The 24,884-nt window shown below is 55.8% G+C and carries 23 protein-coding genes and 1 tRNA gene; 21 read left to right on the top strand and 3 right to left on the bottom strand.

Annotated elements, in window-relative coordinates; genetic code table 11:
• From RE6C_RS15540 to RE6C_RS15505, 8 genes are all read left to right on the top strand, one after another.
• Positions 1-320: polysaccharide lyase family 7 protein (locus tag RE6C_RS15540; RefSeq protein ID WP_039962232.1), on the top strand; the 320-nt coding region annotated here is incomplete at its 5' end.
• A gap of 52 nt (positions 321-372) precedes the next feature.
• The gene (locus RE6C_RS15535) at positions 373-1,803 is read left to right on the top strand and encodes a sulfatase family protein (protein WP_008657961.1); all 1,431 of its coding nucleotides are present in this window, start codon (positions 373-375) and stop codon (positions 1,801-1,803) included.
• On the top strand, positions 1,803-3,170 hold the full coding sequence (locus tag RE6C_RS15530; protein ID WP_008657958.1) for a sulfatase-like hydrolase/transferase: 1,368 nt from the start codon (positions 1,803-1,805) through the stop codon (positions 3,168-3,170). The genes RE6C_RS15535 and RE6C_RS15530 overlap by 1 nt, the downstream gene beginning before the upstream one ends.
• Positions 3,171-4,634, top strand: coding sequence for a sulfatase (locus RE6C_RS15525; protein ID WP_008657957.1), 1,464 nt, complete (start codon positions 3,171-3,173; stop codon positions 4,632-4,634). It begins immediately after the preceding gene.
• 48 nt (positions 4,635-4,682) lie between these two features.
• Complete coding sequence (locus RE6C_RS15520; protein ID WP_039962231.1) at positions 4,683-5,957, top strand: Gfo/Idh/MocA family protein; 1,275 nt, start codon at positions 4,683-4,685, stop codon at positions 5,955-5,957.
• Positions 5,958-5,971: 14 nt separating this feature from the next.
• Positions 5,972-6,673 carry a 3-keto-disaccharide hydrolase gene (locus tag RE6C_RS15515; RefSeq protein WP_236618246.1) on the top strand — a complete coding sequence of 234 codons (702 nt, stop codon included), beginning with the start codon at positions 5,972-5,974 and terminating at the stop codon, positions 6,671-6,673.
• 130 nt (positions 6,674-6,803) lie between these two features.
• A complete protein-coding gene (locus tag RE6C_RS15510; RefSeq protein WP_008657954.1) occupies positions 6,804-8,306 on the top strand; it encodes a sulfatase-like hydrolase/transferase in 1,503 nt (500 codons plus the stop codon).
• Positions 8,307-8,390: 84 nt separating this feature from the next.
• The gene (locus RE6C_RS15505) at positions 8,391-9,368 is read left to right on the top strand and encodes a DUF6807 domain-containing protein (protein ID WP_008657953.1); all 978 of its coding nucleotides are present in this window, start codon (positions 8,391-8,393) and stop codon (positions 9,366-9,368) included.
• Between the two features lie 475 nt (positions 9,369-9,843).
• Here the strand turns inward: RE6C_RS15505 and RE6C_RS15500 are convergent.
• Positions 9,844-9,917, bottom strand: a tRNA-Val gene (locus RE6C_RS15500).
• A gap of 520 nt (positions 9,918-10,437) precedes the next feature.
• Between RE6C_RS15500 and infC the strand changes: the two genes are divergently transcribed.
• Positions 10,438-10,968, top strand: a complete 531-nt coding sequence (infC, locus tag RE6C_RS15485) for a translation initiation factor IF-3 (RefSeq protein ID WP_007329878.1) — start codon at positions 10,438-10,440, stop codon at positions 10,966-10,968.
• A 46-nt stretch (positions 10,969-11,014) separates the two neighbouring features.
• On the opposite strand, the gene RE6C_RS32235 is transcribed toward infC, so the two are convergent.
• Positions 11,015-11,173: a hypothetical protein gene (locus RE6C_RS32235; RefSeq protein ID WP_160167214.1), complete on the bottom strand. Its 159-nt coding sequence runs from the start codon at positions 11,171-11,173 to the stop codon at positions 11,015-11,017.
• A gap of 7 nt (positions 11,174-11,180) precedes the next feature.
• Between RE6C_RS32235 and RE6C_RS15475 the strand changes: the two genes are divergently transcribed.
• Together RE6C_RS15475 and RE6C_RS15470 are read left to right on the top strand one after the other, a co-directional pair.
• Complete coding sequence (locus RE6C_RS15475; RefSeq protein ID WP_008657949.1) at positions 11,181-12,143, top strand: phosphoribosylaminoimidazolesuccinocarboxamide synthase; 963 nt, start codon at positions 11,181-11,183, stop codon at positions 12,141-12,143.
• Positions 12,144-12,297: 154 nt separating this feature from the next.
• Positions 12,298-13,671 carry an asparagine synthase-related protein gene (locus tag RE6C_RS15470; protein WP_039962234.1) on the top strand — a complete coding sequence of 458 codons (1,374 nt, stop codon included), beginning with the start codon at positions 12,298-12,300 and terminating at the stop codon, positions 13,669-13,671.
• Positions 13,672-13,773: 102 nt separating this feature from the next.
• On the opposite strand, the gene RE6C_RS15465 is transcribed toward RE6C_RS15470, so the two are convergent.
• Positions 13,774-14,073, bottom strand: coding sequence for a BON domain-containing protein (locus tag RE6C_RS15465; RefSeq protein WP_039962233.1), 300 nt, complete (start codon positions 14,071-14,073; stop codon positions 13,774-13,776).
• A gap of 515 nt (positions 14,074-14,588) precedes the next feature.
• Here RE6C_RS15465 and RE6C_RS15460 point away from each other — a divergent pair.
• The 10 genes from RE6C_RS15460 (at position 14,589) to RE6C_RS15415 (ending at position 24,865) form a co-directional block, all read left to right on the top strand.
• Positions 14,589-16,346: a GGDEF domain-containing protein gene (locus RE6C_RS15460; protein WP_008657944.1), complete on the top strand. Its 1,758-nt coding sequence runs from the start codon at positions 14,589-14,591 to the stop codon at positions 16,344-16,346.
• 475 nt (positions 16,347-16,821) lie between these two features.
• Positions 16,822-17,643: a flagellar hook-basal body protein gene (locus RE6C_RS15455; RefSeq protein WP_039962228.1), complete on the top strand. Its 822-nt coding sequence runs from the start codon at positions 16,822-16,824 to the stop codon at positions 17,641-17,643.
• 40 nt (positions 17,644-17,683) lie between these two features.
• Complete coding sequence (gene flgG / locus RE6C_RS15450) at positions 17,684-18,490, top strand: flagellar basal-body rod protein FlgG (protein WP_007329888.1); 807 nt, start codon at positions 17,684-17,686, stop codon at positions 18,488-18,490.
• A 96-nt stretch (positions 18,491-18,586) separates the two neighbouring features.
• A complete protein-coding gene (gene flgA / locus RE6C_RS15445; RefSeq protein ID WP_236618243.1) occupies positions 18,587-19,927 on the top strand; it encodes a flagellar basal body P-ring formation chaperone FlgA in 1,341 nt (446 codons plus the stop codon).
• Positions 19,924-20,811, top strand: coding sequence for a flagellar basal body L-ring protein FlgH (locus tag RE6C_RS15440; protein WP_008657939.1), 888 nt, complete (start codon positions 19,924-19,926; stop codon positions 20,809-20,811). Before flgA ends, RE6C_RS15440 begins: the two co-directional genes overlap by 4 nt.
• Positions 20,811-21,950: a flagellar basal body P-ring protein FlgI gene (locus RE6C_RS15435; protein ID WP_008657938.1), complete on the top strand. Its 1,140-nt coding sequence runs from the start codon at positions 20,811-20,813 to the stop codon at positions 21,948-21,950. The genes RE6C_RS15440 and RE6C_RS15435 overlap by 1 nt, the downstream gene beginning before the upstream one ends.
• A gap of 103 nt (positions 21,951-22,053) precedes the next feature.
• On the top strand, positions 22,054-22,419 hold the full coding sequence (locus tag RE6C_RS15430; protein ID WP_007331516.1) for a rod-binding protein: 366 nt from the start codon (positions 22,054-22,056) through the stop codon (positions 22,417-22,419).
• Between the two features lie 104 nt (positions 22,420-22,523).
• Positions 22,524-23,027: a hypothetical protein gene (locus RE6C_RS15425; protein WP_008657935.1), complete on the top strand. Its 504-nt coding sequence runs from the start codon at positions 22,524-22,526 to the stop codon at positions 23,025-23,027.
• Positions 23,028-23,166: 139 nt separating this feature from the next.
• The gene (locus RE6C_RS15420; RefSeq protein WP_007340410.1) at positions 23,167-23,946 is read left to right on the top strand and encodes a sugar phosphate isomerase/epimerase family protein; all 780 of its coding nucleotides are present in this window, start codon (positions 23,167-23,169) and stop codon (positions 23,944-23,946) included.
• 139 nt (positions 23,947-24,085) lie between these two features.
• Positions 24,086-24,865: an NUDIX hydrolase gene (locus tag RE6C_RS15415; protein ID WP_008657932.1), complete on the top strand. Its 780-nt coding sequence runs from the start codon at positions 24,086-24,088 to the stop codon at positions 24,863-24,865.
• Positions 24,866-24,884: the final 19 nt, after the last annotated feature.

Below are 24,884 nucleotides of genomic sequence, written 5' to 3'. Positions count from 1 at the left end.
TCAAGCTTCAGTACTACAAAGGCCGCATCGAAGCTCTGGTGAAGGAAAGCCCGACCAATGGTAAAGACAAAAAGCTCACGTTTCCTGATGTTGAGCGAGGCAGCGACATCGATTGGACAATCAGGCTTCAAGGCGGTGTGCTTGCCATCACCGTCAATGGCACAACACAGGAAGAGAACGTTTTGGAAAACGACAGGGCCTGGGCAGACCAGACTTTCTACTTCAAAGCCGGCGCCTACCCTCAGGACAACGCAGGAGAAGTGAGCGAAGGTGCTCGGGTTTCGTTTTCCCGCTTAGTTGTGACACATTCAGACGACTGAACCGGAAGCGATGAGTCAACGCGAACACAATTGGTACAGAACAACAAGACAAATGAATCGAATTCTTTCAGCAGTTGCCGTACTTTGCTTGGCGGCCGCGCATTCGCATGCTCAATCCGAATCGCAGAAACCCAATGTCATCGTGATTCTCGCTGATGATCTCGGCTATGGTGATCTTTCGTGCTATGGGGCCGACGATATCGCCACGCCAAGTATTGATCGCATGGCGGCTGAGGGAGCGAAGTTTAACAGCTTTTATGTTTCACCCGTTTGTTCTCCGACACGCGCGGCGCTGATGACTGGGAGCCATTCGACTCGCGTTGGCATCGGTGGTGTCATGTTTCCTCGGAACAACCACGGATTGAATCCTGACGAGATCACGCTTCCGGAGTTGCTGAAGGATCAGGGCTATGCGACGGCCATCATTGGCAAGTGGCATCTCGGCAACCAAGACATGTTTCAGCCGCTAAAGCACGGATTTGATTATTGGTATGGAACCCCCGCCTCCAACAACCAGTTCTACTATCCAAATACCAAGACGTATGCGTTGGACTGCAAATATCGTGAAGGCTATTCGTGTGATGGGATACTTAAGCGAGAAACGGCTGCATGTCCGCTGATCGAAGACAACATCGTCATCGAAGTTCCCGCAGACCAGACGCAGTTCACTCAACGGTACACGCGGGAGACGATACGCTTCATCACCCGAAACAAGGACAAACCGTTCTTTGTCTACCTGGCCCATAACATGCCGCACATCCCGCTACATGCTTCCGAAAAGTTTGTAGGTAGCAGCAAGCGAGGTATCTACGGCGACACGATCCAGGAACTCGACTGGAGCACCGGAGAGATCCTACGGTCTCTGAAAGAACTCGGCCTTGATAATAACACGCTAGTCATCTTCACATCAGACAACGGCCCCAATACCGGCAAAGGCGGCAGCGCCGGTCCGTTGAAAGGCGGCAAAAGCTCGACGCTCGAAGGCGGCGTAAGAGTTCCGTTCGTCGCTCGCTGGCCGGGAATGATTCCCGCCGGAACCGAGTCTGACGAACCGATCACTGGCATGGATCTGCTGCCGACGCTGACGCGAATCGCGGTCGGTGTAGTCCCTGACGACCGAGTGATTGACGGAAAAGACATCTGGCCGCTGCTTACCCGAAAGTCGGATGCGAAGTCGCCTCACAAGGCCGTCTACTATCTGCGAGGTCGAGGTGTTCAGGCAATCCGCGTCGGCGACTGGAAGTATCGCGTCGCCACCGAGAAGCCCGCAAAGGAAAAGAAATCAAAGCGACAATCCGCCGGAGACAGCAAGTCGAGGAACGTCGACGTCGAGACGCTTTACAACCTGCGCGACGACATCGGTGAGCAGACGAACCTGATTGATGTGCATCCCGAGATCGCGCAGCGTTTGAAACGACAGCTTTCAACCTTCGAGACAGATCTCAGAAAGAACTTACGTCCGGCGGGAGTAGCGCAAGAATAATGAATATTGGCATTTCCAAACACGTGATTTGCTCCGTTGTTCTGGCATTCCCGGGGCTTGTCGAAGCTGCTGATAAGCCGAACATCGTTGTCTTTCTGACCGACGATCAGGGTTACGGTGACCTGGGCTGCTACGGCTCCGATTCGCTTGAAACGCCGAACATCGATCGGCTGTGTCGGCAAGGCATGATGTTCACGGACTTCTATGTGCATCAGCGGTGCTCGCCGACTCGTCTGGCGTTCATGACGGGTTCGCACGCGCATCGTGCTGGTTGCACCAAAGTCATCTACAACAGAGACCGCATCGGAATTCACTCCGATGAAGTCACGACGCCCGAGCTTCTGAAAACAGCCGGCTACACCACGGGGATCGTCGGCAAGTGGCATCTTGGTGAATGGGACGCATTTAACCCGACTCGGCACGGATTCGATTTCTTCCACGGCTTCATGATCGATCTCGATCAGGGCACCGGCATTTATCGTAACCTCGAGCGGATTGAGTCGATCAAGCGAAAGACCGACGGACAGCATTCGCCGAAACTGCTCGACGCCGCGGTTGGCTTCATCAAGCAAAACAAAGAACACCCGTTCTTTCTCTACTGCGCATCGCCGCTACCGCACACGCCGTGGATTCCCAATGAGCGTTTCAGAGGTACGTCGCGGCGAGGCACCTACGGTGACGTGATTCGCGAAATCGACTGGCAGGTCGGTGAACTGATGAAAGTTCTCGACGAGCAGGGTATTGCTGAGAACACCTTGTTCATCTTCGCGTCGGACAACGGCCCAGTGCTCGGGATCGACGGCGGCGATGCTGGCCCGCTTCGCGACGGCAAGTGGACCGATTTCGAGGGTGGCATTCGTGTCCCGTGCATTATGCGCTGGCCGGGTACGATCGCGCCAGGTTCGACGAACCGTCAGATCACGGGGATCATCGACCTGCTGCCGACGTTCTGTGCGATCGCTGGCGTCGCCGCGCCGGGCGACCGTGTGATCGACGGCCGAAACATTCTGCCTTACCTGAGGGGTGAACAGGTTGAGAAGCCGATTCACGAATCATTCATCGTCCCCGGCTCGGTGATTCGTCACGGTAAGTGGAAGCTGCTTGTTCGGGAATTGAAGCCAGGAGGCAAAAGTGGACGCGAGGGAAAGCGACCATCAGCTCCGGCAGGATCACTATTCAACCTGCAGGACGATCCAGGTGAGACGCGAGACGTCTCAGCCGACCATCCCGAAATCGTCGCAGACCTGCGTCGTCGGATGGACGCAGCGGTCAGGGAACTGGAAGCCAACAGCCGACCGATCGGCAGACTCCCGGGTGCACCAGTTCCCGAAACAAAGAACAACGTCAAGAAAAGGATTAAACATTAAATGCGTTTCACGCTCGTATTATCAATCTTCGCCAGCGCGATCATGTCGCTTTCCACACATTCGGCCTGCGATGCGGCTGAGCCGGACAAGCCGATGAACGTGCTGTTTCTGGTTGCCGATGATTTGAACAGTTGGCTGCTGGATGATGCCGATCGCTACGCGGGCAAAGTCGTTGCCCCCAATCTGCGAAAGTTTGCCGCCAGTGGTGTTAACTTCACGCGAGCCTACACCGCAGCGCCGGTTTGTTCGCCTTCTCGCACCGCGTTCTTTTCTGGCGTAGCGTCCTGGAAATCGGGTATCTACAACAACGCGCAGACGATCAACAAAAGTGAGGTGGTGAACCGGGATGACGTACTGTCGCTGGCCGGGCTGTTCAAGAGCGACGGTTACAACACCTTCGGGTACGGCAAAATCACTCACGGCTGGGACCAGAAAGAACACTGGGACGATAAAGTCGGCCACAAAAGGGACCCGGCTCCTCCCGGCGCGCCTCTGGCAGGACTCAGTGGCGGTGAACAGGATTGGGGAACAATCCATCTCACTGAAGAGCAAATGAATGACACCGGCGGGGCCAACAAGGCCATCGCGGTCTTGGAGAAACAACACGACAAGCCATTCTTCCTGGCCTACGGCACGTTTAATCCGCACATGCCCTGGTATGTCCCGAAGAAGTATTTTGACATGTACCCTCTGGAGCAGATTGTTCTGCCCGAGTTGAAAGAGAGTGACCTGGATGACCTTCCTCCGCTGGCCAAAGCGGTGAGCGATGGGATTGGGAGCTTTGCCGACAAGGTCATTGAAGCTGGCAAACATAAAGAGGCCGTGCAGGCTTACCTCGCGACGACCACTTATGTCGACACGCAGATAGGACGTGTCCTCGATGCCCTCGAAGGGAGCCCCTATAAGGACAACACCATTGTGGTCTTTCTCACCGATCACGGGTTTCACCTCGGTGAAAAACATCACTGGCAAAAGACAACCCTTTGGGAGGAGGGAACACACGTCTTATTGATGTTTCGCGCGCCGGGATTCACCGAAGCCGGGGGTGTGTCTGAACGCTTCGTTTCCCTGATGGACATCTATCCGACTCTTGCCGAACTCTGCGGACTCACGCCGCCCGCGTACATCGATGGACGCTCCTTAGTTCCGCTGCTCAAAGACCCGAAAACTCCGTGGGAAAGCACCGCCATCACCGGATTGTGCGATAAAACCAAAACGGACCTGGCCTACATCAGCATCCGCCATGAACTCGGACGCTACTCCCGCTACGGGGTGAAAGAAGAGGAATTCTACGACACGACCAAGGATCCTCACGAATGGACCAACCAGATCGACAACCCGGACTACGCCGCCACCATCAAGAAACTTCGCGGCCTGGTCCCTAGTTTCGCCGAGGCCGCTCACCCCCTTCCCTCCGCCCTGACCAAGAAGCGCAGGGAGTCTCGAAGAGCGAAGGCGAAATAATCCAGTCCTTTCACATCATGAAAACAAGCTGAACAAACAGGATCAAGCATGAACCCTTCACCCCATAATCACCCTTCACGTCGAACGGCGTTGAAATCGATCGGCGCGACCACCACGCTGGCTGCGTCCGGTCTGGTGCCATCAATGATCTATGCCGCACCGTCAACATCCGGCAGCGACAAGTTACGTGTCGGACTAATTGGCGCCGGAGGGCGAGCCAAATGGCTGACGCGTGCCTTGGGTCGCGAATCCCATCGAGCCAAATTGGTTGCCGTCTGCGATTGCTACCTGCCGCAGATCGATGCCCTTGCGGCTGACAACAAAAACGATCCAAGGGCCGGTGATTCTTGGAAGCGGTATCAGAACTACGAGCAGATGCTCGACTCTGAAGAGCTCGACGCGGTGATGATCGCAACGCCCGATCACGTGCGCGTACGTGCGGCAATCATCGCTTGTGCCAGAGGCCTGGATATCTACGCGGAAAAGCCACTCAGCTTCAGTATTCCGGAAGGCCGCGCCCTGGTCGAAGCAGTGCGAAAACACAAACGTGTGCTGCAGGTTGGTACGCAACAACGCAGCACACCGATCAATCAGTATGCCTGCAAATTCGTCCGCGAAGGTGGAATCGGAAACGTCAACACGATCCTCGTCAAGAATTACTCGGGCTCTCAACCTGCTACTGGTCTCGAGCAGCAATCCATTCCCGAAGGCATGGATTGGAATCATTTTTGTGACCAAGCGAAGCTGCTTGACTATCACGAACGACTTCATCGTAGGTGGCGGAGTTACGACGCATTCACAGGCGGCTCCATTTGCGATCGTGGTTCGCACGCACTGGACATGGTTCACCTTGCCATGGGGTGGGAGAACGTCGCGCCAACGCGGATCGAACCCACCACCGAAGCGAAGAGTTACTGGGATCGTGGGGTTCGACTGTACTATCCCGACGGCACTGTCATTCGGCTGGAAAGTACGGATGGTCCCGCGTTCGGCGGCATATTCATCGGCCAGCAGGGCAAACTCGAAATCAATCGAGGACGCTTCGCGTGCAATCCGAAGGACTTACTCGCTCCATTCACCGGGTCACAAACGGAATCGCACGTCACAAACTGGCTGGACTGCATCGAAACCCGTGAACAGCCCAATGCACCGGTGGAAGTCGGCCATCTGATTAGCAGCGTCGCGCACCTGATCAATATCTGTCGGATTACCGGTCGCACGATCAATTGGGACGCGGACAACGAGCAGATCATCGGCGATAAGGCAGCCAATGCAATGTTGACCAAGGAACGACGTCCTGAATTTTCTCTCCCTAGTGTTTAACAACAGGAATTCAAATGACTGCAGATTTACTGGGGCGTTCTGTTCGTTCAACGACGCTACGCCATATCTCCATCCTCGTACTTCTTGTGAGCTCGTTCTGCAGTGGCTCCGCGTTCGCTGGTGATTGGGTGACCTTGTTCGATGGCAAGAGCCTCGAAGGTTGGAAACCATCACGTGACAACACACAATTCGCGTTGTCCGACGGAGTCATTGTTGGCACCAGCTCCAGCCAGACTCAGTTCTTGCACACCGTTGAATCGTACGGCGACTTTGAACTCGAATTGGAAGTCAAACTCCACGACACGGACCTTAATTCAGGCATTCAAATTCGGACTCAACTGACGCGAACGGGCGATAACGGAAAAGTTCGTGCATCCATGCACGGACCACAGGTGGATATTGGGAAATCTCCCGGGCGCAGTGGCTACATTTTCAACCAGGGAAACGGCGCATGGATAACGCCGAAAGAAGAACTGATTCGCAATGAAGCGATGGTGAACGGCCACTGGAACACACTTCGAGTCTTGGCCAAAGGGCCGCGAATTCAAACATGGATCAATGGCAAACAGGTGGGGGATGTCACTGATTCCGAAGCCTACGCGAAGTATCCCTCGGGTGTGATCGCAGTGCAGGTACACGGTGTCAAGAAGTCACCGGAGACAGCACGCCACGTTTCGTTTCGGTCGATTCGCGTCCGTCGGATCGAGAAGAAATAATCGCGAGCGACAATCCAAACGAGTGAATATCACCAACCATGAAAATAGCCTTGCACACAGCACCAGTCAGGAAGCCGCAATGAGTAGTACCAGAATCACCCCAGCAGTTTTGCTCTTATGCGTTGGATGGTTGTTGGCCGGCAACTGTGTTGCCGCAGAGAAGCCAAACATTGTGCTCCTTTTCATCGACGATTGGGCGTGGAACGGTACGCCAATTCCGATGCGCGACGGCATGGACAACTCGCGTATGCCGGTCTTGCAGATGCCGAATGTCGAGCAGCTGGCTCGTGAGGGTATGAAGTTCACCGGCGCGTATGCTTCGCCGCAGTGTTCTCCGTCGCGAGTCTGCGTGCAGACCGGACAATCCTCGCCGCGGAACGGCTTCACCGTGTTCATGAACGATCGCGGACAGGACTACTACGACGAAAAGGGCTACCCCGACTTTCCGGTGATTCCTTGCGTCTCGGACATGACGATTGACGCGGACGCGGTGACAATCCCCGAAGCCTTGAAGCCGCTCGGTTATGTCAGCGCCCACATTGGTAAGTGGCACATGCGAGGCGATCCCGGCGACGAGGGGTACGTGCTGCACGACGGTGACACCAGCAACAAGCCAGGCAATACGCTGCCCGCTGGCGCAAACCAACGCCTGCCCGACGACCTGACTGATCCCAAGCTGATGTTCAGCGTCACTGAGAAAGCGCTCGGTTTCATGACCGAGCAGGCACAAGCCGGCCAGCCGTTCTATCTGCAGATCTCCCACTATGCGATGCACGAAGGTCGTGAGTGTCTGCCGGCAACACGCGAGAAATACACGCGACACCCTCTCGTGCAGGCTTACTACCAGAAGATCGGGAAGACAGCCGAAACCGTAAAACGCAAGGAAGATCCAGCCATCTGGCTGGGCATGGGCGACGATCTCGACGGACGCATCGGAGCCGTGCTCCAGCGCATAAGTGAGCTGGGAATCGAAGACAACACGTATGTCGCACTCGTGTCGGACAACGGCTACCGACACAAAGAACTTCAGTTGACGGAGGGGCAGACTCAGCCACACCATGCCGCCAAGTGGTGGGTCTGGCAGGGTGGCATCCGCGTCCCGATGATCGTCCGAGGTCCCGGCATCAAGGCAGGTTCTGTCTTCACGGGCAATGTCGTCAACTACGATTTCCTGCCGACATTCGTCGACTGGGCCGGCGGTGATCCGACCGCACTGAAGAACATCGACGGCGTAAGTCTCGCTTCCTACATGGAAGGGCAGTCGCCGACGGAAGCCTTCCTCAAGCGGAATCTCTATTTCCACTACCCGCACTACCGATCGAGCATGCCGCACTCCGCCGTCGTGTCCGGCGATCTCAAAGTGCTTCATTTCTACGATCGCCCTGAAATTCCGATGCTGTTTGACTTGTCCACCGACATGGGCGAGGTGACCAATATCGCCGCGCGGCATCCGGACAAACACCAGAAGCTCTACACTGATATGATGACCTACTTTGAAAAGGTCGGAGCCAGAATCCCCAAGCTGAACCCTGGTGCTGACCTGAAGGTTTATGAGCAGGACAAAGACTACCGAAAGCGAAAAAACTGGGGAGCCTTCAAAGGAAGTCGGCCACTGGAAGAAGATGAACGGTAGCCACACGTGCGCAATTTCCCGCCTGTTCGGGACCCAAAAAGAAGAAGCCTTTGAAGTTTTGACAACAATGAAAACCGTACCACAATGAAGCAAACATCAATCGCTCTGTTCTTTCTGCTGTCTTCATTCAGTGTTACCACGCAGGCAACCGCTGGCGATGACCTAAAGCTGACCGAGACGGATGATACGATCCGCGTCATGCTGCGCGGAAAACCAGTTCTCCAGTACATTAAGAAAGCGCAGCCAGTTCCGGAAGGGACTCCGGAGTACTTTAAGCGTAGCGGCTACATTCATCCGGTCTACACTCCGACGGGTCAGGAACTCACTGGCGATTACCCTGCGGATCACGCTCACCAGCATGCGTTGTTTTTTGCTTGGGTGAAGAGCAAGTTCGACGGAATGAATGTCGACTTTTGGAACCAAGCAAAGGGTCTCGGCAAAGTCGAGTTCCGCGAGGTGGTCAACCTGAGCCGAGAAGAGCGGAAGGTCGCCTTCAGCGTGAAGCACGCGTTCATGGTGAAAGACGGTGACAAATGGATCGACGTACTCCACGAGTTATGGACCGTCACTGTTCATCAAACCCCGGCGGAATATTTTCTCTTTGACATCGTTAGCGTTCAGCATGGTGTGGCCGACAAGCCGCTGAGTTTAGCGGAATACCACTACGGTGGAATGGCGATCCGCGGTAACTCCCAGTGGCTGAGAGAGCAGGAAGACCACAGTATTCATCCAGGCGATGTGCAGTATCTGACAAGTGACGGAAAAGACCGCTGGGAAGGCAACCACACTCGCCCCAACTGGGTCGCCTTTAGTGGCAAAGTCGATGGTCAGGACGTTTCAGCTGCCGTTTTCTGCAGCCCAAAAAACTTCCGTGCCCCCCAGCCCGTTCGCATCCATCCGAACAAACCGTATTTCTGCTTTGCCCCCATGGTCGAAGGCCCGTTCGAGATCAGCCCAGGACAGAAATACGTTTCGCGTTACCGCTATCTGGTGTCATCAAAAGCAATGGACGTCGACATGCTCCAGGATCACTGGGACAGATACGCGGAGCTTACGGAGTGACCGGGCGAATGAAGCAAAGTTTGCGGACAGATGGATCTACTCGATGAAATGCTCAAGGCCACTGCTACCCTCGCAGAGAATGCTTGGCGGTACCCCGACCCCCGAAGGGACATCAACGATCGTGGCAGCCGGTTGATTCGTCAATCGCCTCCAGCGTCTTGCGACGGCGTTAGAAATCCATGCCGCAATTGCAAACACCGCCGAACAGTCCTGGTCAGTGCGTGGATGCTCGAAAAAGCCGAAGCGATGGAGACGCTTTCGATTTTCCGTTCGGCTGCTATTCCCAACGAATCAGAGGATTCGGACGACGAAACCGAGCCGCGAAAGCTTGCACCACTGCTTGCACCTGATGCAGTCCAAGAGGTTCAAAACATGCCGTTTCTGTCCCTTCCTGACCAAACCGACGATGGCGCTGAAACCGATGCGGACACGAAAAAACCCCACAAAACACTAGGCATTGCGGGGTTTTTGGGAGTGGGCGATACAGAACTCGAATCTGTGACCTCCACGATGTCAACGTGGCGCTCTAACCAACTGAGCTAATCGCCCGTCGGGGTCTGATCTGGATCATATCCAGGCTTCGACCCGAGGGTTCCCGCTTCATTCGCGGGTGCTTTGATAGGAAATCGGTTGGCTGGGGGACAAGATCCAGTGCCTGCGTTTCCTAAGCGGTCGCACAGTTTGCGATGACCCTGACGGTTCGTCAAGCCACCCCGATCACGCATTTTTCAATCCCCGCCGTATCGCCAGCTCGCGGACTGTTCCCGGACCCTGGAAGCCCGCGAAATACGTTGAAATCACTCACAGATCCGCGAAAACGCAAAGAATTCACCAATTCGCTGTTGACGGCTGCGGACCCACCCCTGGATACTTCAAGAAATTGGGGTTGACGCGGTTGGAACGAATTTCACGAATTCCTCCCCCACTAGTCAGGCTGACTATCCTATTGTTTAGGAAGCGGATTTTGACTGGACGACGCGTCCACCCGCTGCGATGGCAACACATTCGTTTCCATCGATTTGATTTCCACTTGCGCCGGAACGCCCCCCGGCCGGAGTAGATTGCTTTAGTGGCATTGGCACGCAGAAACGTACAACCGGAAAATCGCGATTCAACTCGCATCAACGCCCAAATCCGCATCACGCCTGTGCGTGTTGTCAGCGAGGAGGGGGAACAACTCGGAATCATCCCAACCGAACAGGCTCTCGAGCGTGCTCGCGATGCAGGGTTGGATTTGGTCGAAGTGGCCCCTGGAGAGCGTCCGCCGGTTTGCCGAATCATGGATTACGGCAAATTCAAGTACGACAAAAACAAGAAAAAGAACAGCGGTTCGTCTCACACCAAGACCAAAGAAATCCGCTTGCGGCCCAAAACCGGTGACGAAGATATTCGCACCAAGGTTCGCCAAGCTGAAAAGTTCTTGGAACACAAAGACAAGGTCCAAGTCAGCGTGCTGTTCCGTGGTCGTGAAATGGCCCACATCGAAGAGGGCCGCAAAGTGATGGAACAGGTCATCGAGATCCTGAGCGAAGTGGGCAAGGTCGAAACCAAGCCCCAGCAGCACGGTCGACGAATGATCTGCATGATCGCACCGAAGTAATTTCGGGCGTAGATCACAGTTCCGGGCGTTGGTCCCTTTCTTCGTTTCACCACGCCGATTCTGTTCGGCGTTGGCTGGTGCTGGCGCGGTCCCAGGAAGCACGTTTGGACTTGCCGAAAGTCTTGGCGACTTCCGCGACGGATGGAACCCGAAAGCGAAGCTGCAGTGGGTGATGCTTGTCGGCACCCGGTCGGTGTGCGACCATTTGCGGCATGAATGACACCTATCAATCCGATGCCGCGGGCGCTTTGCTGAGCACCCAACTGCCGTTTCCACGCCGCCAAGGCAAAGTCCGTGATGTGTACGATCTGGGCGACCGACTGCTGATTGTCAGCAGCGATCGGATCAGCGCGTTCGACTACATCTTGCCCACCGGCATTCCCGACAAGGGACGCTTGCTGACCGCGATGAGCCGGTTTTGGTTCGAGCAAATGGATGCGGGGCGAATCGGCCAAAACATTGGCTCCGCTAGCACCGACAACTCTGGTGAACCTCAATCGATTTCGCATCACTTGATCAGCACCAACGTCCCAGAAGACGTCGCCGCCGTCGTTGATCCCAAGCCGCTCGAAGGTCGCGTGATGGTGACTCGGAAGGCATCGGTCGTTCCTTTCGAATGCGTCGTTCGAGGTTACCTCGAAGGCAGCGGTTGGAAAGAATACCAAGCTACAGGTGAAGTCTGCGGCGTTTCTTTGCCAGCGGGGCTGAAGCAATGCGACCAACTCAGCGAAGCGATTTTCACTCCGGCAACCAAGGCCGACGAAGGGCATGACGAAAACGTCTCGTACGAAGTCATGAGTCAATCGCTCGGCGAAGAACAGTCCAGCCAACTGCGACGAATGAGTTTGGCAATCTACCAAGACGCGTCCAAGATCGCGGCTGAACGTGGCTTGTTGATCGCGGACACCAAATTTGAGTTTGGCGTCGTCGATGGTGAGCTGATGTTGATTGATGAAGTGCTAACTCCCGACAGTTCTCGTTTTTGGGCAGCAGACGAATACGAACCGGGACACTCTCAACGGTCCTTCGACAAGCAGTTTGTTCGCGAGTACCTGCAAGAATCGGACTGGGACCGCAACAGCCCTCCGCCACCTCTGCCGGAATCAATCGCACATCAAACCGCGGATCGCTACCGAGAAGGTTACGAACGGTTGGTTGGCAAAGCCTTTGCGTGATCGTTCGATGTTTGATCGCGATCGTTGAGCGTTTAGCATTGGCCTGATCGCAAACTCCCGATCGCATTGAACAGTGCTGGCACGCAAAACACTTGCGACAATCATGCCTCTCTCATTCCCATCCACTTCACTCATCAGGAACTTTGCCATGAACATGAACGCGCCTCCGGTTATCGAACGCATCGTGAACTTGCTGGATCCCAGCGGCGACATCCTGTTAGGTACCTCTCGCGAAGCGGCGGAAGCAGCGGTTCGAAGTGGTGATGCCGAATCGGTTGGAAAGATCCGCGGGCAGTTCGCGATTTTGCAGGCGGAAGGTAAGACGGTGCACATGGCTCGATCAATCGGGCGTCCGATGCGTTACTTCTTGGCCAAGCGTGCCGCGGGTCCTTGCTTGATTGTCGCCGAGCGGATCGACGAGATCTTTGAACAACTGCGAGCAGAAGGGCTGGAAGACCAATTCCATCCTTCGTACACGCGGATGGTGCCGGCGCATCACGTCATGAAGCTGCAACTGACCGGTTGCCCCGATCCCAATCCAACGCTGCACCGATTCTTTGACCCACGTTCGAACACGTTGCCTGCCAGCATCGAAGCGATCGGCACGCGGTACATCGAACGACTGGTCGGTGCGTGTTCCGATTGGATCGATACGATCGAAGAGGACGCACCGATCGGTGTGATGTTCAGCGGAGGCATCGACAGCGGTGCGGTGTTAATCGCGATGATTCACGCGTTGAAAGAACGCGGCCAGACACCTCAACGTTTGAAAGCGTTTGTGTTGTCCGTGAAGGAAAACGCTCACTCTCGCGAAACTGATTTCGCGCAGGCCAGCGAATTCTTGGAAGCGATCGGGATGCCGATGTTATTGGAAGTCATCTCGGTGGAGAAGTCTCACATCGATTGGCGATCCGCGATTGAAGTCACCGAGGACTACAAACCGCTGGATATCCAAAGTGCCACCATGGGACTGGCGCTGTGCCGAGGCATTCGCGATCGATATCCGGATTGGAGGTACTTGGTCGATGGAGATGGCGGCGACGAGAACTTCAAGGACTACCCGATCGAAGAGAATCCCGAACTAACCATTCGAAGCGTTCTAAACAATCAAATGCTCTACCAAGAAGGCTGGGGCGTGGACGCCGTGAAGCATTCACTCGTCTACAGCGGTGGTCAAAGTCGCGGGCATGTTCGGACAAGTGCGCCGGCGCGTCGATTGGGATTCCACGGTTTCAGCCCGATGGCATTGCCCGAGGTGATCGAGGTCGCCGAGGGAACCCCATTCATCGAGATGACCGACTGGGACCATGAGAAGCTCTACGCACTGAAGGGCCAAATCGTCGGTGCGGGCATTCAAGCGGTGACCGGTGTGAAGATGCCAGTCAATCCAAAGCGTCGTTTCCAGCATGGTGCTGGAGGCAAAGACGCATTTGACGCTCTGTTCCCGGTCAAAGAAACCGAATATCGCCAATACTTCAGCGACGCATTTTCAACGAACAAACTGGCCGAGCGAATTCCCGCGGAGTGAGACACGGGACGCATTGAATGGATGCGTTGAAAATTTTCACCGGATCGGGAAGCCCGGCGTCGAGGCCGAGTTCGGTCGCGGTCACTCAGCTGAGCAGCGAATTCAGGAGGTCATGCAGACGTCGACGCGGTTGACGACTTGGCGTCCTGCGGCGATGGGGCGAATTGCTTCTTGAGCAAGCTGTTTGTGATAGAAGCTGCGAACACGCCCGGTCAGGCAGATTTCGTTTTCACTTTCGTCCACACGTAAGAACCGCAGTTCAGCGACATTGCTGTCAGCCAAAGCTCGGATGGCGGCGGTGGCACGAAGTTCCGATACGCGAAGATCGGCAGGATCGGTCAGACCGATCGGTGCACCGGAGACGGTGGAAGCAATGTCGTTTGATGGTGTAGTCGAATGCATAAATGTCCCAATTCCTTTCAGGAAGACACGAAAGGCCCGAACAGGTTTGTCCTGCGCAAACTCCGTCCTCAATAATATTTCCGATGTTTGCGATTCAGGCCACGGCAATTCTTTGATTTTGTTGTGATGAGCAAACAGCCGACTGTCAAACCAGGAAAGATCGGGGCAATGGGTCGCGACTGCAAAAAACCCAACTTCTTTGAATAAAATTTCCTCAAGTCGAGTGCAGGGGAAGAGTTGTCGCAACATGTCGTTGACTCGGTCGCGTCAGAAAGGCGGAGACCGACCCTCTTCCAAAAGGGGGGCATCAAAGAAGAAGATTTTTCCTTTTACCGCAAACTATGACGTAGGGTTGTGTCTCGCAAGCGGCATTCGGGTGGGTCGGGGAATCTGTGATCCATTACAACGTTGGCGAGCACACATGATGGGGTGAGGCTTCGACGACACGACTCGCTGGCCTCCATTGCCCACTCTTCATCCATCTGAACTTCAAGATCCTTTGCGGGGACTGACACGTGCTTCTCGATATCATCATTGCAGCCAGTAGCGGTGGCGCCGGAATGACTTGTGGCTGGGTGATGCATGCTCTTTACAACCAAGGGCAAGTATCTGACTCTCCAACGCCGAACGCGCCAGCCTCTTCGGTGAACCCGCAATCGCCGGAAGGTGTTTCGGTGACCGATGAAAACCTCAAATCAACCGAAGATTCCCCGGACGCCGAAAAGGTGATGGCCGTTGCCGATCGCGTTCGGCAATACACTCAATCCATCGCTGCCGATGTCGACGCTCATCAAAGTCGCGTCGAGAACTTGAGCACAACGCTTCACGAAAGCGACCTGTCCAATTCGCCGCCCGCGATCGTGGACGCCGTCGATCAAATGATCGCGGCCAACGAAGTCATGCGGACACAGTTGGCAGAAGCACAGGCTCGAATCCGTGAACAATCGCAACAACTGCAATCGGCCGAGCAGAGGGCACAAACCGATGCACTGACTCAGATTTTCAATCGTGGTGCATTCGATGAGCACTTGCTGCGTCGTCATGCACTCGGTCCGACTCGCGCCGGCGTGCTGGCTGTGCTTGATGTCGACCACTTTAAGAAATTCAACGACACCCATGGTCACCGTGCTGGCGACGAAGTTTTGCGAGTGGTATCCCAATTGCTCGACGCTCGTTTGCAGCCGCACGGGATGGTCGCACGGTTCGGCGGCGAAGAGTTCGTGATGCTATTGCACGACAAGACGTTGGCCGAGGCGGTGGAATTGATTGAACAAACTCGAGTTGCCATCGGAACACGTGAAGTTCGATTCGAAGGCAAATGCTTGAAGGTCAACGCCAGCGTCGGCATCGGAGCACTCGAGCCGCAGCAGTCTCCTCAAGAATGGCTGCAGCGAGTCGACGAAGCTCTTTACCGATCCAAAGAAGTCGGCCGCGACTGTGCCCACTACATTGATCAACAACGATTCGTTCGTGCGGGCAAACTTCCGAGCGATACTGCAGTCGAAGAACCAATCTCCGAAACTGCTTCGAAAGTCGCCACGCCGATCAGACCGATTTCGTCCAGTTCAGATCTGATTGAACAACCTATCACGGCGCCTCGTGCCCAAGAAGAAGAATTGGCAACGGAAGTGGAAGCATTGGCTCGCGACACACGATCATCGGTTGAATTGGAACAGCCTCCCGAGCCGCGAACCGTTGTGACCGAAGAAGTCGAAGCGACCCCCGAGGTCGTGGAAGAATTTCAAGACGCGTTGGAAGAACCCGCCAGCGAACGTCCTAAGGCACTGAGCTACCTTCCGGACATGGCGACGATGGTCGACTACGTGGAAGAAATGCAAACGTCGCCCAATCGAGGGAAGGCATCCAACCAATTGATGAGCGTCCGACTGTCGGGCAAACCCAGCGGAGCGACCATGCGATCGTTGCTGCAATTGGTTCGTGCCGCCACACGCAACCAAGACCACATTGGTTGCCTGGATCAATCAACGCTGGTGATCTGCATGCCTCATCTCGAGGCGGACGATGCAATGGAACGAGCCCACCAAATCTGCGGTGCGGCAGGTTCGATCGGCGTGACTTTGGCCGCGGCTGAAAAAACAAACGAAGGCGAACGTTTGTCGATTGGCATCCTGCAAATCGCTCCCTCAGTGAAGTCGATGTCGGCTTACGAGAAGTCGCTGAAACAAGTCTGTGCGATCGCCGGACTCGCGGCTCGCCAGAGCGGTCAAGACAACCAGATGCCGGTGTTGTCGCATCAAATGGCATCCGCGTAACACGGTTTGTGCCCTCACCAGCATTGGCCCAGGTGTGAAACACGGAACTGACCATGCCACTGCTCCGTGGTCACAGATCCACAATTGCGATCGCCGGTGCCAAGCGCGCCGGCCGTTGAGTAGCGAGCCAACAAGAGGCGACAACCTCTTTGCAGCAGTCGCGGAGTAACGACGAACGTCCGCTCCCCGACGACCTTCCGCTGCGACGCTGCATTCGATGCTCCGCTCACCGGAACGTCACTGCAATCGCGGTGTCCTCTTTACTCGCAGCGTTCCTGGCTTCGCGACGCTGCTGGCATTGCATCCGAAATCACTCGATCAATCCAGCTTCTTGCAATGTCATGCAAACCTCGGCGAGGCAGGCTGATCCCTGGCTTTCAAAACGATTCCGGCTCGAAATTCACGGTCACAGGAATAAATTCCGAGATTCGGCAAACTTTCGCTAAAGAATTGACCTTGAGGTTCGTGTCCCCGATTGCGTACCCCCAAAGGAACGTCGAACGGTTCGGCGGAACCGGAGTCACGCGATCCAAGCGAGCGATCCATGCCCTACGGAGTGTATCTGTCAGCAGCGGGTGCCCAGGCACAAAACCACCGACTGCAACAGATCAGCCACAACCTTGCCAACGTCGACACGCCGGGATTCAAACCCAGCCAAACGATCTTGCAGGCTAGGTTCTCAGAACTGATCGAAGAAGGCATGGTTTCACCCGGACTCGGTGGTGCGGACGACATCGGCGGTGGCGTGACCATCCAGCCCGAACAAACTCAATTTGGTGTCGGAGCAATTCGAACCACCGGTCGTGAAACTGACTTTGCATTGCACGACAAGAAGAGCTTCTTTGTTCTGCGACGCGGTGACGAACAGCTGCTCACGCGAGCCGGCGATTTCATGTTCGATTCCACCGGCACGATGGTCAATTCTGGCGGTGATCCTGTGCTTGGAAAAGGCGGCCGGCCGATCCAAATCGACCCACGACGCCCGTTCACGGTCGGCTCGGAAGGCACGATCACTCAGGCCGGCGAAACCCAACAACTGATGCTTGCTCAACCGGCCAGCTACGGCGACTTGGCCAATGTTGGCGGCAACCTCTTTCGACCATTGGCCGAGTTCAGCTTGGTTCCCGACAGTCAACGCAACGTCGTCGCAGGTTCGCTGGAACAATCCGCTGTCAGCCCGACGGGCACGATGATGGAGATGATCGAAACGTCTCGCGCCTACGAAGCCAACATCCAAATGATCAAGAACCAAGACAGTGTTCTTGGTTCCCTGATCGGTCGCGTCCTACAGAGCTAACCGCGATGCAGTCGTCGCTCTCTCACAAGGAAAATTTCGCATGAGTGTTCAAACGCTGTACACCGCCGCCACCGGTATGGAGGCGATGCAGACCAAACTGGACGTGATCGCCAACAACCTGGCCAACATCAACACGACTGGTTTCAAAAAGGATCGCGCCAACTTCGAAGACCTGCTGTATCGAACCGAGGTCTACCCTGGCGTGCAAGACTCCACGCAAACTCCCACCGCCGTCGGCACTCAAGTCGGCTTGGGCGTTCGTGTGACCAGCACCCAAACCGATCAACGCCAAGGAACGCTGCAGCAAACCGGTCGAGACTTGGACGTCGCCATCCAAGGCGGCGGCTACTTCCGCGTCGTGGACCCGTCCAGCCAAGACACGATGTACACCCGAGCTGGCAACTTGGACATCAACGCCAATGGCGAGTTGGTCATGGGTTCGGCGCAAGTCGGCCGACTACTCGATCCTCCGATCACCATCCCACCGGACGCTACCGCGGTTGTCATCAACAGCAACGGCGAAGTCATGGTTCGCCAACCAGGGCAAACCGAATTGACCAACCAAGGCCAAATCCAGCTCGCTCAATTCATCAACCCCGATGGATTGTTGAAGAACGGCGAAAACCTGTACTCCGAAACCGATGCATCCGGTCCAGAGCAAATCAACAACCCGGGAACAGACGGCATGGGTGTGCTTCGCCAAGGCAACTTGGAAGCATCCAACGTCGAACCGGTTCAAGAACTGATTGACCTGATCACAACCCAGAGGGCGTTCGAATTGAACAGCCAAGCGGTGCAGGCGGGCGATCAAGTCATGCAAAACATCTCTCAACTTCGACGGTTCTAAACCTTGATGGTCCCGAATTCGAAAACGTCTTTGCGATCCGCCTTTATCAAAGGGTGGATCATCGCATGCGCATTAGCGTGCTCGATTTTGGTTTCGTTGAATCTATTCGCACAAACGCCAAACGACGCCAGCGACATTGCTGGTGCTGGGATGCGAACACCGTTCTATGGCGTCGATTCGAAGTTCAATCGCAATCCCCCACCGAGAGTTTCGCCCGCATCCATGCGAACATCGGGTCAGTCAACACGATCCAAAGGCCCTCGCAGTCAAACCATCGACGCCGACACTCGTTGGCAATTCACAGCCATCGAAAACGCCAGCACCAGTTCACCGATCATTCGGCTTCGCGACGTGGTCCGTCCCCTGCAAGCCAACTTTGCAGCGTGGCCGCGATTGGCGGATGCAACCGTTGGACTGATGCCGCTGGATGGTTCTGCGGCCAAGATCTCACGCGACCGATTGGCAGATTTGCTTGTCGGAGGCCAAGCCACCGCGGCCCGAATCAAAATTTACGGCGACGAAACTATCATTGTGCACGCAGTCAACGAATCAAGTGGCGGGGCAAATGCCGATGTTCAGCTCGAACAAAGTCACGCAGATGCAACTCCCACCCAACCCAACCAATTCACCCGGGCTCGTCCCGTCTCAACGCAAAGCGATTCAGTCGACGCGACCTATGTCGCCCACGCCATGCTGGATCACCCCGTCCAGGAAGACGACCTGGATTTCGAAACGCGAGAACGTCTTTCTCACTGGGTTCACCTCGGTCTCCAAAATCAATACCGCGATCTGACGGACGCGTTCGACTACGAATCCTCATTTGTGTCGCACGAAATTGGGTCCTTGGCCGAAATGCAAGGCGTACGAGACATTCGCTTCCTCGATCCAATGCCTCACTGGTCAGCGGAAGATGCCAAACCGATTACATGTCGCATCAAAATCGATGCGAGATCTCGGACCAATCAGTGCGACGGCATTGTGCGAGTGACGTTCACTCCCAAACCCGCCGTCGTTGTTGCGAGACGCCCGTTGCAGCGAGGCCATCGTGTTGGCCCCGGCGATGTCCACTTCCAACCTTCACCGGTCAATGAGCTTTCCGGTGATCGCGTCATGGATATAGACGAAGTGATGGGCATGGAAGTCGTTGGCCTGATTCGGTCCGGCGTGCCACTTCGGCCCGGCGACTTTGCCGCACCGCGATTGGTTCGCCGAGGCGATTTGGTCGAGGTTCAGGTCTCCGGTGGCGGCATCCGTGTGACGACCACCGCGAAAGCTTTGGGGGATGGTGCCCAAAACGAATTGATTGAAATCGAAACTCTGTCGCCCAAACGTCGTTTGTTGGCCAAAGTCGTGGAGCCATCGGTCGTTGAGATTGTGACACAACCCAACCGCGTTCTCGCGAATAAACCCACTCGCAAATGGCAACCGCAACCATGACATCCATGCCTCGTTTGTTTGCCACCATCGCAGTGTCATTGATGCTTTCGGGCAGCATTGCCAGCGCACAAAATTCGTCGTTACTGCATGCCACTCCGCCATGGATGCCCAACGCACCTGCCAGACCGACCAGCGCGGTGGTTCCCGCCAGTAACCTTCAGCAACGTTCGGTTCCCGGCGTTGGCCCCGATGCCGCCGTCATGCCGCCTGAGTTCCTTCCGCCAGGCGTGGCCGAGCGAGCTCCCGCGGGACCGTATCCCAACGACGCCAACAATCACAACAACGCGAATCAACCTGCGCCGTCCTACGACAACTCGCCGCCTCCCGCAGTGGGATTGGCCGGGGTGAGCTGGACCTATCAACCCGCTCCACCAATGCGAGCGTTTCGCGTTCAAGACATCGTCACCATTCGCGTCGACGAAATCGCTCGAATGATGGCCGAAGGAGACACCGAAAAACGGCGAGTGTCGTTGTTCCAAGCCACGCTTTCGGAATGGATCAAACTTGGAAGCGGCGGATTGATCCCCGATCCACAGGCGGAGGGCGATCCCACCGTCGACGCCCAAACCACGGCCAATTCGCGAGCCGAAGCTTCCGTCGAGTCTCGCGAATCGATGTCGTTCAACATCGCTGCGCGCATCGTTGACATTCGCCCCAACGGCAACTTGGTCGTCGAGGCTCGCAAGCAATACCGTGTCAACGACAACCTTTGGGAAACGTCGCTGTCAGGTATTTGCCGAGCTCAAGATATCGGTCCCGACAACGTCGTGCTCAGTCGCGATCTGATCGACCTCGAAATCAACAAACAGGACCAGGGCCAATTGCGAGATGGTTATCGTCGCGGATGGTTCCAACGTGCCTTCGATCGTTTGAAACCATTCTAATGAACAGCCAACGCATGCTTCGAACGACCGTATTTTTCACCGCATTTTTGTGGGCCGCCGCTTCTTGCGAGTTGCCATCGGCGATGGCAGGTGGATTGAAACTCGGCGACCTGTGTCGCTTGAAAGGCCAAGAAACCAACACCCTGCAAGGCCTCGGATTGGTGGTTGGTCTGCAAGGAACCGGCGACGGCGACGCGGCTCCTAAGGGGCGCGCACTGGCTCGGATGATGCAATTGATGGGCGGGCCGATGGCAGTGGACGCGGCCGGACGTTTGAATATCGAAGACGTCGGCGATGCCAAGAATGTCGCCATGGTTTTTGTCAGCGCCACCATTCCAACCGTCGGTGCGCAGCAAGGCGATGTGTTGGATGTGACGATCAATGCGATCAGTGCCAAGAGCCTCGATGGAGGCTATCTGATGCTCACTCCGATGCTTGGTCCACGAGCTGACAACCCAACGGTCTACGGCATGGCAGAAGGACGCATCTCGGTTTCCGCCGATGCACCTCCCACGACGGCATCCATCCAAGGCGGACTCAAGATGGAAACGTCTGTCCGAGCGTCTTACGTTCAAAACGATCGCATCACATTGGTCATTGATCGAGACTTTGCCGACTTCAATACTGCACAACGGATCGAAGACGAAGTCAACAGCCTGACATCGCTGACAATGGGTGACCGTACCGCGTCGCGTTTGGCCAGCCCAAATCGAATGACCAATGGCAGCAATCCAGAAACCGCACACGCTCGCGCCATCGATCAATTGCACGTGGAGGTCACCGTGCCGCCACTGTATCGCGACAACCCAATCAAGTTCATCGCATTCCTGTTGGACATTCCAATCCAATTGGCGAACCGCGGCAAACGAGTCGTGATCAACGAAGCCGACGGCGTGGTCGTGATCGGCGAAGACGTCGAGATCGCGCCGGTGCTGGTCACTCATCGAAACCTGCGCATCGAAGCAGGCGGTGGTGGCCGATTCGTTGAAGTCGGTCCCGACGGTACTCCGGCAGCGGCCAAGTTGAAAAGTTTGGCGGACGCCCTCGGCGCATTGGACGTCCCGACGGAAGACTTGATCGCCATTATCAAAACCTTGAAAGCGAAAGGTGACTTGTACGGCGAAGTCATTTTTCGGTAGAGATCACTCATCGGCAACGAAGACAGAGACATCACGTTTGCCGACGTTTGGTTTCCATGCCGCCCTCCCATCGCCGACTCTCGATCCTGAGGTCGAACCCGCCATGACACCGCTTTCGTCATCCCGCCTGTCGTCGTTGCAAGCAACCTCGTTGCCCATGCCACACAGCGGCGAAGCCAGAGCCAATCTGGACGCCCTTTCCAATTCCAAAACGATTGGTACGGACGGCAAAGAGGAAGAACCGCTGAAGGAAGCCTTTGGTGACTTCGTCGGACAAACGTTGTTTGGCAGCATGTTGTCGACCATGCGTGAATCGGTTGGCAAACCCGCCTACTTCCATGGCGGGCGAACCGAGGAGGTTTTTCAACAACAAATGGACCAGCACCTCGTCGAAGCCATGTCGGACGCATCATCGGAAACGATCGCCGAACCGATGTATCAACTCTTTCAAATGCAACGCCGAGCATGATCGAGTGAGCCGCAACGTTCACCGGTGAAGCTCACCCGTTTCTCTCGTTCCATATCCACCGAATCCTTTCCCGACCGCCCTTCTATTGAACGATGACCAACTCTATGTCTGCTCATGAATCATGGACTCAACGGGTCTCCGATTATGTCGACGATCTGGTTCAAATCACCGAGGCGATGGACCTGATCCTGGACGAGACTCGCGTCCGCACCATCAATCTTCGACCCAACGAAGTCGACGAATCCACCGCCAAGTTGGCCGAAACGATTTCGCAACTGGAGGCCATGGTGGAACGTCGCGACGTATTGCTTCGCGATGAGGATGCACCTGCCAACGGACTCAGCTTGTCCGAAAAGCTGCTGTCATCCCGACGCATCGAAGACGCCCGGTTGGCAAAACGATGCGGCGAAGCGGCCGAGCAAATCAAAACCACGCACCAACGTGCCAACGCGTTGTTCGTCTGTCAGTATCACCTGACGCAGTTCCAATCCGAGATGCTCGACCGATTGGCCGGCGTCGCCGCACCACCGACCTATGGCAAGCCCAGCGCCAAAAGCGGCCAGAAACAAAATCGCGGTGGTGGCGAGCTCTTCAACGAAGCGGCCTGAAGAAGCCGCTCAAAACGAATTGACATGGAGACTCTGCGGAGACTACACCAGTAACGCAGACTTTCCTAAATAGGTAAACTTGATGCGGCCCCACAATGCGGTCGCTGATTCATTGATTTTTTGTTGAAAGGATTCCCGCGTGTTTGTTGCTGCTTCGACCCGATGCTGGCCAGACCTTGAATTGCAGGCCTCGATCGAACTGCTTCAGGATCTGGATTTCACTGCGATTGAGATCGCGATCCATGAGTCGTCCACCCACTGCCGCCCCAGCGATGTGCTGAGCGATGAGGACCGTGGCATTCAATTGCTGCGTCACACCCACCGTTTGGAAATCAGTGGCTACAGCGTTGAACTGGGATCAACCGGCGAACAACACTACACCGATTTCGAGGGCATCTGCCGGATCGCGAAAGCGACCAAGGTCGTGAACATCGCGGTTCCGTCCAGCGAAAAAGGCACGCCCTTCAACGAAGAAGTCGAACACCTGCGACGGTTGGTCGCGATCGCGGAAGGCGAAGGCGTTCGCGTCAACGTGCGTTCGATGCTGGGTTGCCTCAGCGAAGATCCGGACACCCTGTTGGTGCTTTGCAACAACGTCGACGGATTGGGCGTGACGCTCGACCCCAGCGTTCCATTGGTTGCCGCTCACGAAAATCCGACCGCGGGCAAGACCATGGCCGGTGGCAAGGGATTCGATCAAATCCTGAAATTCGTCCACAACGTTCACCTCCGCGACACTCGCAAAGACGCGTTTCAAGTCAGCGTGGGCCAAGGCGAAGTTGACTACGGCAAACTGGTCACCCAGTTGGAACGTGAAAAGTACACGCGTGCTTTGACCGTCGACATGACCCCGATGGACGAATACGACCACCGAGTCGAACTTCGCAAGCTGCGACGTTTGCTCGAGACGTTGATCTAACTCCTCGCGTGAACCTTCAACGATAAATTTCGGTCACAAAGTATCCTGGTAGTGGACGAGGCAACGTGCCCCGTCCGCAAGGACTCGTGGCCTCGTCCATTCCGTCAATTGCCCCCAGCCACCGATCACCAACCCATCCATGGCGGCCTCACTGACCAGCGATCTGCCAAAGGATGTGGACCGGTTGGCTGATCGACTGACGCAGCAACTGCTGCCCAGCGATTCTGCACCGTCAACTGCCAAAGCACTGCCGCCGTGGTCGCTGAACCGAGACTTCGGTTGCGAGATGGCCCCGCATCTGGCTTACGGTCGTCACCGTGGACCACACCGGTGTTCTTCGCGTCATGCAGCGGTGGCAGTTTGCTTGTTCCAAGACCCTGCCAGTGGCGAATGGACCATTCCGTTGACGCGGCGTCCGACAACGTTGCGACATCACGGAGGCCAGATCTGTTTTCCCGGCGGACGCATTGAACGCGGCGAAACGCCACCCCGTGCGGCACTGCGAGAATTCGAAGAAGAACTCGGCGGTTCAGCCCACGTGCATCGGTGCTGTGGCAATTTGCCTCGCCAATATGTCTACGCCAGCGACAACTTGGTCACACCAATCGTGTTCGTGATCGATCCGCCAAACCAAAATTGGCAGCCCGATCCTGGGGAGGTCGACGAAGTGATCGATTTCCCGATTCAGACGGTCCTGCAACAAACTCCCATCGCGACTTCTCGGCAGTTGGAGGCAGAAAAAGCATGTCAAATTGACATGATTCAACAAACCAAATCGCTTCGATCTGCGACCCAACCCGACACCGTCGCCGGTCAATTGACTTTCGCGGCGCCCGCATTTCACCACGGTTCGGTGCAAGTCTGGGGAGCGACCGCGATCATTCTCGGGCAGTTGGCGCAGGCTTTGCATTCCATTTAGCTCGCAAAGCACCGTTTTC

Origin of the sequence: Rhodopirellula europaea 6C, assembly GCF_000338295.1 — a bacterium.
Lineage (GTDB): Bacteria > Planctomycetota > Planctomycetia > Pirellulales > Pirellulaceae > Rhodopirellula > Rhodopirellula europaea.
The sequence above is the reverse complement of the archived record's forward strand: the minus strand, read 5'-3'. Positions and strand labels throughout refer to the sequence as shown.

Bases quoted from the DNA above. Each gene is read 5' to 3' on its own strand.
- flgG (WP_007329888.1), top strand. From the start codon at position 17,684: ATGAGTGTTCAAACGCTGTACACCGCCGCCACCGGTATGGAGGCGATG.
- RE6C_RS15440 (WP_008657939.1), top strand. From the start codon at position 19,924: ATGACATCCATGCCTCGTTTGTTTGCCACCATCGCAGTGTCATTGATG.
- RE6C_RS15425 (WP_008657935.1), top strand. From the start codon at position 22,524: ATGTCTGCTCATGAATCATGGACTCAACGGGTCTCCGATTATGTCGAC.
- RE6C_RS15505 (WP_008657953.1), top strand. From the start codon at position 8,391: ATGAAGCAAACATCAATCGCTCTGTTCTTTCTGCTGTCTTCATTCAGT.
- RE6C_RS15475 (WP_008657949.1), top strand. From the start codon at position 11,181: ATGAATGACACCTATCAATCCGATGCCGCGGGCGCTTTGCTGAGCACC.
- RE6C_RS15515 (WP_236618246.1), top strand. From the start codon at position 5,972: ATGACTGCAGATTTACTGGGGCGTTCTGTTCGTTCAACGACGCTACGC.
- RE6C_RS15415 (WP_008657932.1), top strand. From the start codon at position 24,086: ATGGCGGCCTCACTGACCAGCGATCTGCCAAAGGATGTGGACCGGTTG.
- RE6C_RS15470 (WP_039962234.1), top strand. From the start codon at position 12,298: ATGAACGCGCCTCCGGTTATCGAACGCATCGTGAACTTGCTGGATCCC.
- RE6C_RS32235 (WP_160167214.1), bottom strand. From the start codon at position 11,173: ATGGTCGCACACCGACCGGGTGCCGACAAGCATCACCCACTGCAGCTT.
- RE6C_RS15430 (WP_007331516.1), top strand. From the start codon at position 22,054: ATGACACCGCTTTCGTCATCCCGCCTGTCGTCGTTGCAAGCAACCTCG.
- RE6C_RS15465 (WP_039962233.1), bottom strand. From the start codon at position 14,073: ATGCATTCGACTACACCATCAAACGACATTGCTTCCACCGTCTCCGGT.
- RE6C_RS15535 (WP_008657961.1), top strand. From the start codon at position 373: ATGAATCGAATTCTTTCAGCAGTTGCCGTACTTTGCTTGGCGGCCGCG.
- RE6C_RS15525 (WP_008657957.1), top strand. From the start codon at position 3,171: ATGCGTTTCACGCTCGTATTATCAATCTTCGCCAGCGCGATCATGTCG.
- RE6C_RS15435 (WP_008657938.1), top strand. From the start codon at position 20,811: ATGAACAGCCAACGCATGCTTCGAACGACCGTATTTTTCACCGCATTT.
- RE6C_RS15520 (WP_039962231.1), top strand. From the start codon at position 4,683: ATGAACCCTTCACCCCATAATCACCCTTCACGTCGAACGGCGTTGAAA.
- RE6C_RS15530 (WP_008657958.1), top strand. From the start codon at position 1,803: ATGAATATTGGCATTTCCAAACACGTGATTTGCTCCGTTGTTCTGGCA.